Annotated in this window: 10 protein-coding genes; 4 read left to right on the top strand and 6 right to left on the bottom strand. The window is 71.9% G+C overall.

Translation table 11 applies throughout. The features are described 5' to 3' along the window. Positions 1–63: 63 nt before the first annotated feature. From F0344_RS05270 to F0344_RS05280, 3 genes are all read right to left on the bottom strand, one after another. A complete protein-coding gene (locus tag F0344_RS05270; RefSeq protein WP_185297657.1) occupies positions 64–1,275 on the bottom strand; it encodes a glycosyltransferase in 1,212 nt (403 codons plus the stop codon). Between the two features lie 86 nt (positions 1,276–1,361). Further along, a complete protein-coding gene (locus F0344_RS05275) occupies positions 1,362–1,832 on the bottom strand; it encodes a hypothetical protein (protein WP_185297658.1) in 471 nt (156 codons plus the stop codon). 44 nt (positions 1,833–1,876) lie between these two features. Continuing rightward, positions 1,877–2,341, bottom strand: a complete 465-nt coding sequence (locus tag F0344_RS05280; RefSeq protein WP_185297659.1) for an ATP-binding protein — start codon at positions 2,339–2,341, stop codon at positions 1,877–1,879. 468 nt (positions 2,342–2,809) lie between these two features. Between F0344_RS05280 and F0344_RS05285 the strand changes: the two genes are divergently transcribed. The 4 genes from F0344_RS05285 (at position 2,810) to F0344_RS05300 (ending at position 7,529) form a co-directional block, all read left to right on the top strand. Next, positions 2,810–3,760, top strand: coding sequence for a MarR family transcriptional regulator (locus F0344_RS05285; protein WP_185297660.1), 951 nt, complete (start codon positions 2,810–2,812; stop codon positions 3,758–3,760). 139 nt (positions 3,761–3,899) lie between these two features. Continuing rightward, entirely contained in the window at positions 3,900–4,751 is an 852-nt protein-coding gene (locus F0344_RS05290; RefSeq protein WP_185297661.1) for a helix-turn-helix domain-containing protein, read from the top strand. Next, positions 4,748–4,993 (top strand): DUF397 domain-containing protein, encoded by a 246-nt coding sequence (locus F0344_RS05295; RefSeq protein ID WP_185297662.1) that lies wholly within the window; start codon positions 4,748–4,750, stop codon positions 4,991–4,993. Before F0344_RS05290 ends, F0344_RS05295 begins: the two co-directional genes overlap by 4 nt. Before the next feature lie 121 nt (positions 4,994–5,114). After that, positions 5,115–7,529 carry a GTPase-associated protein 1-related protein gene (locus F0344_RS05300; RefSeq protein ID WP_185297663.1) on the top strand — a complete coding sequence of 805 codons (2,415 nt, stop codon included), beginning with the start codon at positions 5,115–5,117 and terminating at the stop codon, positions 7,527–7,529. A 166-nt stretch (positions 7,530–7,695) separates the two neighbouring features. Here the strand turns inward: F0344_RS05300 and F0344_RS05305 are convergent, their stop codons facing one another. The 3 genes from F0344_RS05305 to F0344_RS05315 form a co-directional block, all read right to left on the bottom strand. Further along, positions 7,696–8,580, bottom strand: coding sequence for a peptidoglycan-binding protein (locus tag F0344_RS05305; protein ID WP_185297664.1), 885 nt, complete (start codon positions 8,578–8,580; stop codon positions 7,696–7,698). A 27-nt stretch (positions 8,581–8,607) separates the two neighbouring features. Continuing rightward, positions 8,608–10,179, bottom strand: a complete 1,572-nt coding sequence (locus F0344_RS05310; RefSeq protein WP_185297665.1) for a DUF6519 domain-containing protein — start codon at positions 10,177–10,179, stop codon at positions 8,608–8,610. Between the two features lie 77 nt (positions 10,180–10,256). Continuing rightward, positions 10,257–12,452 carry a hypothetical protein gene (locus F0344_RS05315; protein ID WP_185297666.1) on the bottom strand — a complete coding sequence of 732 codons (2,196 nt, stop codon included), beginning with the start codon at positions 12,450–12,452 and terminating at the stop codon, positions 10,257–10,259. Positions 12,453–12,465 lie beyond the last annotated feature (13 nt).

Here is a 12,465-nt window from a genome sequence, read left to right on the forward strand (position 1 = left end):
ACACTGGGGGGTGTACGATCGTACGCTCCCTCGCTCCCTGAGGTCGTACGGTCCCTCACTCCTTCAGCGGGCCGCCGCCGTGTCCAGCAGGCGCTTCGCGGACTCCGCCGCCCCGTCCGTACGGATCGCGCCCGCCACCGACTTCGCCCGCTCGCGGGTTTCTGGGGTCAGAGCCGCCCCGAGCGCGGCCACCAGCGACTGGAAGGTCGGCGTCGGGCCGTCGTGCGCCGCGCCGATACCCAGGTCGGCCACCCGCCCCGCCCAGAACGACTGGTCCCCCGCCTGGGGTACGACCACCTGCGGCGCACCGGCGCGGGCGGCCGTCGTGGTGGTCCCCGCGCCGCCGTGGTGCACGACGGCGGCCACCCGGCCGAACAGTGCCTGCTGGTTGACCTCACCCACGGCGAAACAGTCGTCCCGGTCGTCGATCAGCCCCAGCTCCGCCCAGCCGCGCCCGACGAGTACCCGGCGGCCCTGTGCCCGGATCGCCTCGATCGCCACCCCGGCGATGCCCTCGGACACGCCGCGCATACTGCCGAAGCCCACGTAGACCGGTGGCGCACCCGCGTCCAGGAACGCCACCAACTCCTCCGGGAGCGGGCGCTCGTCCGGCATGATCCACGCACCGGTGTGTACGACGTCGAGGTCGGCGGTCTCCTGCCACGGGTCCAGCACCGGGTCCGCCGCCAGCCAAGGCTGTCCGGTGAAGATGAACGTGCAGACGTCATCCGCCGACGGCAGACCGACCGACTCCCGGTGCGCGTTGACCGACTCGCCGTGCAGCCTGTTGAAGAGCTGGGCGTTGAGCTCCCAGAGTGCCCGGTTGCCGGCCCCTTCCGGCGGGGCCGCCAGCCCCGGCAGCAGCGGCGCGGGCGGCGGTGCGCGGTGCGGTGTGGGCAGCAGGTACGAGCAGAAGGTCGCGTACACGTACGGGATGCCCAGCTTCTCGGCCGCCGACCGCGAGCCGAAATGCGCGAGCCCGGTGGCCAGGAGCACGTCACACCCCTCGGCCGCCGCCGTGACGGGCTCGAACTGCCCGGCCAGCTCGGCGACACGCCGGGCCGCCTCCGCCGGTGACCCCGGCGCCACCATCGTGCCCATCGGCGCACCGATGGGCACCAGCTCCACGCCGACACCGGCCAGCAGGTCCACGAACTCCTTGTCCGGCGGAGCGCACACCCGTACCTCCGCGCCGAGGGCCCGCACCTGCACGGCGAGTGCCACCAGCGGCTCGACATCCCCGCGCGACCCGTACGTCGTCAACAGCACACGCATTCCGGACTCCCGATTCCTCAGTCCCAACGGCTCAGGCCGACGATTCTGCGGTACGGCGGGGGCCTTGCCGCTAGGCCCTCGGTGCGCTACATGTTGAGAGTGGAAAGAGGTGGCCACTCCCCATCCACATCGACGGTCGGCGACAGCGTCAGCAGGTTGCGCCAGTCATTCATGAAGACGGCGGTCGCACCCTCGTAGCTCACTCCCGTGAACGGGTTGGAGTAGCACATGACGGCGACCCATCGCAGGGCGCGGTCCGCGTCGAGGCGGGCGAGATAGCCGACGTTGCCCATACCGCTCCCGCCGCCGGACATCCATCCCGATCCGTCCGGCAGCGGGCTCTCGAAATAGGTGTTCACGTCCGTGGTGCCGTCCGCCGCCAGGGCGATGGTCACGTCGAGCCGCTTCCCCAGGCGGAAGGGGATCGGCTGCCCGGCGTCCGGGTGATAGGCGCCGGGGCCGGGCACGTGCAGCTCCAGAGCGGTGTCGTCCCGCCTGTACAGGCCATCCGTGTACGGCATCTCCTCCGCCGCCCACAGCCGCTCGATCACTCCCACAGGGCCACCGCCTACCGTCTTCCCGTCCAACCGGACACCGGCGGTCAGTACAGCAGGTCCAGTTCCGCGCGAACCGTCTTGCCCGGTGCGCCGTGGCGGTCGCGCACGCCCCATCGGTCGGCCAGGGCATCGACCAGGACCAGGCCCCGGCCGGTCTCCGCGTCGAGCGGGGGTGGGGCGATGTCGGCGGGTGACGGCGGGCGGGCTTCGGTGCGGGTGTCGGAGACCTCGATGCCGAGCGTGCTGAGCGCCGGGCCGCGTGGGGTCAGGGTCAGTACGAGTTCGAAGTCCCGGCCCGGTACACGGCCGTGGATCGCGGCGTTGGCCGCCAGTTCCGCGACGAGCAGCGCGGCCGTGTCGGACACATCGCCGCCGTACGGGATGCCCCACCGGTCCAGCTCGAAGCGGGCGAACCGCCGGGCAAGGCGGGCGCCACGCGGGGTGGCGCTGAAGCGCTGGGTGAACTCACGGACTGAGCGGGGGCAATGGGTTGCCGGGGGTGCTTCCATACGACGAGCGTGGCTGCCGCACCGACCACCTCTCCAGATCGGGCGGCCGTACGCGGAGTGCGCGTACGGGTACGACCGCCGGACCGTCGGGGTCACGGACCGTGACTCGGGGCTCGCATCCCGAGACCCGAGACCTGAGATCCGAGACCCGGGCCGAGTTCCTCACTCTTTGGAGGGTACGCAGGAGGGTGCGCGGCCCGAAGCTCAAGCCCCGGGATTCGGGCATCGGGATACGAGACGCGAGGCCCGAGCTTCTTCCCAACCACCGGGTAAATAAAGCTGGTTAAGGAAAACCAACCCCACCTCCCCCACCCGTCACGGCGCGCAAGTACGACTAATCAGGAGCGGCTTGCGGCGCGCCCGCGCGGGTGCTTACGGTGCCGAGACACAGACAAACGACCCCGACACGGTGTTAGCGCACCGGGCCGGGGTCTCACCGCAAGATCGAGACATCAGAAGGTCGATCCCGTGGCTACCACAAACATTAGCCCTGCCCTGCGCCCGCACGCATCCCCGTCGCCGTACCCGATGGCCAAGCCCGGTTACGGCAAGCGATCCACCCCCGACCAGGCCCCTCGCCAGGCCGAGGACTTCGCCCTGCTGCCGGAGCGCGAGCGGTACATCGCGTCCTTCGTCGACCGGCTGCCCGAGGGGGCCGCGATGACGGTCAAGACCCTCGCCAAGCAGCTCCCCCGCTACGGTCAGCAGGCCGTCGGCACCGCACTCACCGCACTGTCGGTGGCGGGTCACCTGCGGCGCGTACGACGCCCGGCGGGCGTGGGAGACCAGGTCCGCTGGGTCTTCCGCACGTTCTGGTCCCGCACAGCGCGCGACAACGAGTGGTGGGCCGCCTTCATCGCCGCCGAGGACGGCAAGGGGGTGGCGGCGGTGCGCGAAACCACCCCGGCGCCCGCACCGGCGCCCGCACCGGTCGTTGCGGTCGTTGCGGTCGAGCCGCCTGCCCCGCAACCCGGCCACTCCCCCTCGCCCGCCTATCGTGCGCTCGCCCAACTCGGTTGCCGAGACGCCCGCTTGGCCCTTTCCGCCGAAGACTGCGTGGCCCTGGAGGGACTTGCCGCGGAGTGGCTGGCGCGGGGTGCGAGTGCGGAGTATCTGGCCCACGCCCTGACCGCCGGGCTCCCCGAAGCGGTGGACGTACCGCGCGGCTTCGTACGCCGCCGCCTCCGCGACAAGATGCCGCCGCGCCTGACCACTCCGACCGCTGCTCCCGTACGCCGGACGATGGTGGAGTGCACCGCGTGCGGCGTCCCGGGTCGCCCGGAGGCGCTCCCGGACGGACTGTGCCGCGCATGCCGCCCCACGCTCGCGACGGCTGCGGACTGCGTCGGCGACAGACCTGTGGGGCGTGACGTGCACGCCCTCGTCGACCAGTTGCGCGGGCTCGCGCGGACGCCGTGACGCCCCCACGCGCCAGGTCGGCGACCCGTACGCTGGGTCAGCGTACGGGTACACACGGTAGACACGCCCGGTCACCGAACGTGACGATGGATCAGTTGGGTTGGAGCGGTTGGGGGACAGGCGCGAAGGGTGACCGGAGATGGCCGACATCGGGGGCAGTACGGGTGGAGCTACGAGCGGTGGGGAGCCGGAATTCTCCGACAGCCTCAAAGCGTTCGGCGAGGTCGTCAAGGCGTTCCGCAAGCGGGCCGGTCTGACACAGGAGGAATTCGCACCGCTGGTCTGCTATTCGGTGCCGACGATCGCCTCCATCGAGCAGGGCCGCCGCTTCCCTCCCGCGGACTTCGTGGAACGCGCGGAGGTGGTGCTGGACGCGTTCGGCGCGATCCGGGGAGCGGCACGGCATCTGTCCCGGCGGCCGGGGCTCGCCACATGGTTCCGTCAGTGGGCGACGCTCGAGGCGGAGGCGGTGAGCCTCTATACGTACGAATGCCGTTTGGTCCCTGGGCTGTTGCAGACGGAGGCGTACGCGCGGACGTTGTTCGTGAACCAGCTGCCGCCGTTGGGTGACGACCAGGTCGAGGTGCAGATGGCTGCACGGACGGACCGGCAGCGACTTCTGAGGGAGCGGCCGAACACCTCGTACAGCTTCATTCTCGAAAGCCATCTGTTCGACCGGCAGACGGGCGGGCGTACTGTGACATGTGACCTCATCAGCCATGTAATCGAGTTGGCGGAGCTGCGGAACATCGAGATTCAGGTCATGCCGATCAAGCGTCACGACCATGCCGGATTGCACGGCCCCATGCAGCTCTGCGAAACGCCGAACAATCGATGGCTCGGTTACTGCGAGGGACAGGAGAGCGGTCTACTCATCACCGACCCCAAAGTGGTCAGCACGCTCCAGATGCGGTATGCCAGGATGCGGTCACAGGCTCTCTCCCTGGAGGACTCCCTGAGCCTGTTGCGGCAGATGCGAGGAGCGGTATGAGCACCACAGAACTGACCTGGTTCAAGAGCAGCTACAGCAGCGGCTCGGGCGACTCCTGCGTAGAAGTAGCTCTCTCCTGGCACAAGTCCAGTTACAGCAGCGGGTCCGGCGATGACTGCGTAGAAGTCGCCACCTGCCCCGACACCATCCACGTACGCGACTCCAAGGTGACCGAGGGTCCCCAGCTCGCCCTCACGCCCGGCTCCTGGACGAGCTTCGTCTCGTACGCCGCGGGAGCCTGAGACCGCACATCAGTGCGTCCCGTCTTGATAGCGTCGCCCTCACGGCTGCGGGACTTCCCCCCGCCCTCAGCCGTGGGGGAATTCTGGGGACGCTCGCGGCAGGGACGAAGAGGGCCGACGCATGAGCCTTGCACAGCTGCACTACACCTCCGCCGCGCCGGGGAGCGAGGCTTCAAGAGGGCGGTACACGGCGGTCGGTCCCGGGATCTCGGCGGCGATGCTCGACGAGATCGAGCCATTGATCGGTTACGAGTTTCCGGCCGATGTGCCCTTCCTGCCGACCGATGCGCAACTCTGGTCGCTGCCGCAGGCGTTCAGCTTCAGTGTGCTGTCCGACGGCAGTCGGCTGCTCTGCCGCACGGTGCCCGTGCGTGGAACGGGTTCGCCTCCGGTGCGGTTCCACGCCCATGCGGTGCATCTGCCGGCTGACACGCGGCTGACGGGCGGCCGGCTGCCGGTCGATGCGTGGCGGTCCCCGCAGTGGGTGTCCGTGACGCCCGGCGGCGCGATACCCGATCCCCTGAGCAGTCTTCCGCCGGGGCACGGGGCCGTGCGTGAGGGACTGGGCGACTTCGCCGTCTCCCGCAGTCCGTGGCTCGCGTCCGTCCTCGCCGATCTGCACCGGGTGAGCGAGGAGAGCCCGCCGGTGTCGCCGGTCGTGCTCGTCGAGCGGCAGAGTGCCGATGTGGCGCGGTGGATCGCACTGGCCGGGGCTGCTCTGCCGCAGGAGTGCGCCGAGCGGCTGACGTTCACGACGTACACCCGCAAGCCGGGGCTCGCACCGCACCGAGTTGTGGGCGTACTGCCCGATGACGTGCGGGAGTTGGAGGGCAGCGGGCTGCGTGTGCACACGTGCACCGGGGCCCGGCCCCAGCAGGCTTCCGGTGACGCCTGGGCGGAGACCGCGGCCCGCATCTGGCGGAGCCGGGCGCCTGAGTTGTTCCGGGAGGCGAGCGAGCTTCCCGGGGAACCCTTCGCCGCCGGTCCGCTGGCCGTGACCGCCCTGTGCGCGGGCATCACCCTCGGCGCGACCGAGCGTGCGGCAGCCGCCGACTGGGCCGCTGAGCGGCCGTACGCGCTGGATGCCAAACAGACGCGGCAACTGGTCGAGTCGCTGACGTCACCGGGCATCGACGACCGGACCGGGGCCGAGTTCGACGCTGTGGGACGGCTGTTCGGGGCGTTGGACGGGCGCGCGCCCGTCACGACGACCACGCCGCTCGCCGCGATGCTGGTGACGGAAGCGGTGCGCGGCGGGAACGGTTCACGGGAGCTGCCCGGGCGCTCCGCGTTCGCCGGTCCGGACGGTGCGGCGATCGGGACGGCGCTCGGCCCGGAGATCCTTGCGGAGCTGAGAACGCCCGCGACCAGTGGTGATGTGGCGCGGACGGTGCAGTTGCTGCGGGTGGCGCGGCTGCTGGACGTGGACTGTACGGAGTTCCTGCCCTCGGTCGTACGCCGGTTGGCGCCCGCGTTGCTGGCCGAGGACGATCCGGAGTTCGGGCCGGCGCTGCTGGAGTTGCTGGACGAACAGTTCGATGTGCGGACGGCGCTGCTCGGGGCGCTGGACCGGATCGCGCCGGACGATCCAGGAGCGGTGGAACGGCTGCTGGCCAGGGTCACGCTGCCGTTCACGGGGACGCAGTCGCTGCCGCATCTGCGGATGTGCGCCGAGGCCGCCGGGGCGCGGACGACGCTGGGCGGTGACCGGGCGGCCGTGTGGCACCGGGTGCTGCGGGCGGCCGGGCTGTCACCGTTCGCCGAGCCGATGGTGCTGCGCACCGCTGCCGGCCTGGTGTGGGGGGACCGCGCGCCGACGGCCGGAGAGGCCCGGCTGCTGCTCGACGCGGCCACGTCGGACGGGCACCGGACGGCCGGGACGTGGGCGCGGCTGGTCGATGCGGCGCTCGCGGCAACGTCGGACGACGAGGAGGCCGCCGCACTCACGCACGACCTGCTGCGCGGCTTCCCGCAGGAGATCGAGGGGCGGGTTCGGGGCGCGCTGCTGCTGCTGGACTTCGCGCGGGAGGTGGGTTCCGGGGTGGCCGAGGAAGGCTGGGTGGACCGGGCCAGGGCGCTGTGCGCGCAGGCTGAACCGGTCGAACCGGCCGTCCGGGAGCGGGCGTTCGGGGCCCTGGCCGTACGGCTGCTGGCCCATGGCCGTCCGGAGGCAGAGCTGTACGCGTTCGTGCACAGCGAGGACGCCGACCTGGTGGCGGCGTACGATCGGGCGGCCCGGGCGGAGGGGATCGCCCAGCGGCTGCGCACCGACGCCGTCTACGCGGCCGACTGCTTCGGGGTCTGGACGGCGTACCCGCACGCGGGCCCGGCGTGGAACACCACGGCCGACGCCCTGCTGCGCGACGTCCTGCGCCCTGCCGTGCGTACGTTCGCGCCCGCCCGCCTGAAGGAGGTCGAGCAGGCCGTGGAGAGCGCGGGCAGCAGCGGACGCGCGGACGCGTTCCGGGCGTGGAACCGGCCGAGCACCCTCGGACGGATCGGCCGGCGGATCTCGGGGCGGGTGCGGCGGGGCTGAGGCTCCTTCCTGATCACGGATACCGGCCTTCACCGTGAGCTCGGCCGTCGTCAGCCTGCCGGCCTCCCGATGGTGAACAGTTCGAACCGGTACCGGACCGGGTGCGTACGTCGATCGCCGGCCGGGCCGGAGTCCCGGTCCGGCCGGCGATGAACGACTCGGCGGGTCAGACGTTGGGCACCTTGAGCTTGTCCCAGCTCGACCTGCCCGGGGTGCCGTCCGCGTCGCTCCCGGAGAAGCCCAGCTTCCGCTGCCACGCGGCGTACGACTTGCGGTCGGCCGCCGACCAGGCCGGGCCGGGGCCGACCTCGTACCGTCCGCAGCCCTGGGCCACCAGTCTCTTTCCCATCGCCGTGATGACAGGGCTGCGACGGCCCACCCGGAAGAACGCCGCCCCGGGGAACGGCTCGTACGTCGCCGGGGGTTTCGGCGCGGGCGGTTTCGACGGGCCGTCGGGGCTGCCGCCCAGGCGTGACCTGATCCTGCCGCGCATCGAGTCCATCGTGAACCCTCGCGGGTCGATCTTCCCCGGCTGCCACTCCTTGTGACCGATCACCGAGCGGTACGTCCAGCCGTGGGCCCGGCAGATCGCGGCCGACGCCTTCTCGATGGCCTCCAGCTGCGCGGCGGGCCACAGGTCCTCGCCGTTGCCGAGGTTGACGCACTCGAAGCCGTAAAAGTGTCGGTTGCCGTCGGTGTTGGCCTCGTTGTCGGCAGGCAGCGCCGATTCGTTGACCACCGCACGCAGGACGTCGTCGTCACCGAGCCCGGCGTGGTTGGTGCGGCCGTGGCCGACCAGGTGGACCGAGCCGTCCTTGGCGATCACACCGTGGCACAGCGGACCCGGCAGGGTCGAATGGCCGTTGTAACAGAGCTCCACGGAGCTCCTGGTGCCCGAGCTCACGGTGTGATGGATCATCACACCGTGCACGGGACCCCACGGCCCCTTGTGGTTGCGGTTGTGCGTGCGCCAGCTCCGGTGCTCGACGACGTGCAGACCCTCGTTCCGAAGGGCCTTGAGCAATCGGTCGGCGGACAGAGGCGTTGCCATGGTGGTGTCCCTTCCCCAGGTGACGCGTCAGCTCCCGGGCTGATTGTCGTCGTCTTGCCCATCGGGCCGCGGTGCCGAACCGCCGACGGCGGCGGACTCCGCCGCCGTCGCCTCCGCCTCGGCCGCCGCCTCCGCGGCCAGCTCCTCCTCGTCGGCGGCGGGGATGACGGCAGCCAGCGGGGCGAACGTCATCCGCAGGTCGGCGACCGCGGCTTCCCCCAACACCCACGCCAGCGGCGCGTAGTGGACCTGGATTCCCTCCGGGGACCGCAGCAGCGGCCGTCGGGCGGCATCCGTCGGCCACTCGACACCGCCCGTGGCCGTACGGGCCGGAACGGTCCAGAAGTCCCCGGACCGGTACGTCCTGCCCGGCTCGAAGTACACGAGCACGCCGTCCTCCAGAGGCAGCCAGCCGCCCTCCTCGATCCGGACCGCGCCGCCCCGCAGCTTCGCCGCCGCCCGCTCGGTACGGCTCCGGCCGCTCCCGTGCCCCGAACCCCCGCGCTGGTCCCAGCGCCGCAGGAACGGGTGGAGTCCGGGGCGCCGCCCGACGGAGGAACCGGGCTCGTCCGAGAGCCGCACCCGTCGCCCCGGCAGGTCCACCTCCTCGACCCGCAGCAGCGGAAGCGGCTCGCCCCGGCTGGTGCGGGCGGTGTCCAGGCACTCCACCTGGTCCCCGACGTTCAGACCCAGTGAGTCGTCGCCACCCAGTGAGGCCAGCTCCACCCAGGTGCCGTCGATCTCGTCGACCGGGAAGGTCACCGAACCGTTCTCCCGCGACCATTTGAAAGTGGCGTCCTTCGCCGGGCCGCCCTCGTGGATCTCCACGCGGTACATCTGGTTCTCCCGGCCCCGGTAGCGGGCGTCCGGCTTCACCAGGCAGGGGTCCTCGTCCGCGTGCGCGGGGCGCTCGCTGCGCGCCGCCATGCGCGCGGTCGGCGCCTGCGCCGCCGCCCACCGCGCGAACGCCGCACGCACCTCGTCCTTCGGCGCCCCGTCCGCCAGCTCCAACTGCGCGCCGGGCAGGGGGAGCACCTGCCATACGGTCTTGAGCCGGGCCGCCGTGTCAGGCATCGCGGGCCCGAGCGCCACCTCGCGCAGCAGCGGGTCCTCGGCCGCGGTCACCGAACGCTCCCACACCTTGAGATAGGCCAGGTACGGGAATTGGGTGGGCAGCCGGTCGCCGTGGCGCTCCGCGTCCCGGTATCCGTCGGGCTGGTCCCAGTACGTCCAGGTCGCCGGGACCGCGGCCGGTGCCTCACCGTCGTCCGCGGCGCCGTGGTCCCCGGCCTCAGCCGGGACGCCCGGCTCCGGCCGGGTCGCGTCCAGCAGGATGCCGTCCACGTAGTAGCGGCCGCCGCCGATGGCCAGATCGTCCAGCTCACGGCCACCGCCCACGAAGCTCAGGCCGAAGCCGGTGGCGCCGCGCGGGCCGCCGTGCTGCCCGATCAGATCGGCCGCGGTCGTACGGGCCCGCACCAGCTGGATGGCGGCCTGCTCATTGGCGTCGGCGTCGAGCTGCACCCGGCCCTGCTGCGCGATGACCGCCGAGTAGTGCCGGTCCGGCCGGAAGGTGTTGCGGGAGATGTCTGCGTGCATGGGAAGGGGTCCCCCCTTGGAAGTTCATCGGTCGGAAGATCGGAAGAAGTCGTGTCGGTGACGGGGAAGGTTCCGGTTCAGGTGACGGGGAAGATCCCGGCGTCCGTACCGGCCGGCGTGTACTCGGCGAGCCGGGCCCGCAGGCTGTCCTCGCGCTGCGGTTCGTACAGGTCGTGGAAGACGCCCAGCTCGGAGCCGTCGTCGGCGCCCCTGCGGAGCTGCCACGGACCGGCGTCGGCGAGCCGCCCGTACGCGGGCGTGCCGTACCGCTCGCTGCTCAGCAACGGGCGCACCGGCTGTGCCTCCCCCTCGCCCACGGGATCGGGCAGGCAGCGGTGCCGGCGCGGGGTGCGGGAGCCGGGCGGCACGTACGAGTACCGCAGGCAGCCGATGCCGCGCCGGGCCACCCGCAGCTGCCCGGTGAAGATGCTGTTCTCGGCGATCTCCACCGCGTGGGTGTGGACCTCGCCGATGACCGTGGTGCGGTGGGCGTGCAGCACAGCATGTGCATGGCGGCAGTCCGGTGCGGAGAGCGCGGCCCGGTCGTGGCCGGTGGCGTCCAGGATGCTGTCGCGGATGTGGATCGGCAGCGGGTCGTGGCTCACCTCCTCACCGATCACCTCGATGGTGCCGAGGACGCTGCGGTCGACGGACACGCACGCTGTCGTCCGGTCCAGGACCAGGCTCGGCTCCTCGGGCGAGTGCGGGTCACAGCCGGGCTCCAGCGACCAGCCCGGTACGAGCGTGCAGTGCCGCAGCACGAGCGCACCGAGCGGGCCGCTGACATGGAGCCCGCGCCCGGTGATCAGCAGACCGTCCAGCACGATCCGGGGAGCATCGCCCTCTCCGTCCTCCTGCGCCCGGATGTTGAGCGCGTCGGGCCGGTTGCTGTACCAGTCGAGCAGCCGGATCACCGGACGGCAGCCCTCGGCGGCGCGCAGCTCCAGCCGGTCGCCGCGTTCGAGGTCGAAGTCGAGCTGCTCCTGGTAGGCGCCGCTGTGCGTGATCTCGATGACGCCCTCGGGGCCGCAGTGTCCCGCCCGCCGGTCGGTGCGCCACTGCTCGTACGCGTCCATGATCCGCTGGTGGTCCTGCCCGGGGCCCACCCGGTAGAGCCGTGCGGCGGGTGAGGTGACGCGCTCGCGCGGGTACTCGCCGCCGCCGGTGTCGTCACCGAAGGCGTAGTGGTAGGTGACCCAGACCCCTTGCCGGGGCGCCGAGCGGGAGCCGAAGGCGATCCGTCCCAGCACCGGGTCGACGGCCACCTGGCCGAGCTTGGGACGGTAGCGCCAGTCCGTCAGGTCCGCGACGACGATGTCCGACATCGGCACCGGCTCGTCCTGACCGTCGCGCCAGACCGCGAAGCTCTTGCCCGGCCCGTAGTAGTCCGCGAGCCGGTCGGCGAGCTGCCGCCGGGTGATGTACGCGGGCACGTTGTCGACCGTCGCGATGTGCGTGGCCGACGGTTCCGGCACCGGCAGGGTCACCAGCGGGCTGTCGTTGCCCAGGATCGAGAACGTGTACAGGCTGCGGGCGCGGTCGACGCAGTACGCCGGTGCCCGGGTCACGGAGTACGGCTTGAGGCGCCATACGAACAGCCCGACGCCGGCCGGGGTGTGGCCGCCCTTGCGGCGCATCGAACCGGCCCTGCGTACATCGGCCGACCGGGCCGACGTATCGAACGGGCCGCCCGTCAGGTCGAGTCGCGCACCGTCCCTCACGTCGGCCAGCCGGCCGCGCCCCAGCCTGCGTACGTCGTCGGGCGCCGCCCCCGTCCCGTACAGCCTGACGGGCTGCTGGTGGGAGACCAGCCGGGAGAACTCCACGGCCCTGGCCGGCCACCCGGCGACCTCCTGCGCCGTCTCCTCCAACAGCGCGAGGGTGCCCTTGCGGCGGCGGTTGGCGACGGTCGCGGCGACGTCGCGGCGGGGCGCGAGCGCCTCGGCGAGCCGCGTGCGGGCCTCGTCACCGCCCTCGTCACCGCCCCCGCCACCACCCCCGCCGCCGAGACCGCCGCCGAGACCGGCCGACTGGACGCGCTCGTACCCGGGAAGCGGGCGGTAGCCCACCAGGTCGCCGAGATACGGCAGTACCCAGGGCGCGGCCGTCTCCACGAACAGGTCCTCGTAGCTCTGTTCGACCCCGTCGCGCACCCGGTCGGCCTGTTCGGTGATCACCGCGAGCAGTGCGCGCAGCGGCCCGCCCTCCTCGGCGTCCCGCAGCCGGTGCCACTGCGGGAGCAGCTCCGCAAGCTTGTCCGGTTCCCTGCTCATGCGGCGCTCCCTT

The organism is Streptomyces finlayi (assembly GCF_014216315.1).
Lineage (GTDB): Bacteria > Actinomycetota > Actinomycetes > Streptomycetales > Streptomycetaceae > Streptomyces > Streptomyces finlayi_A.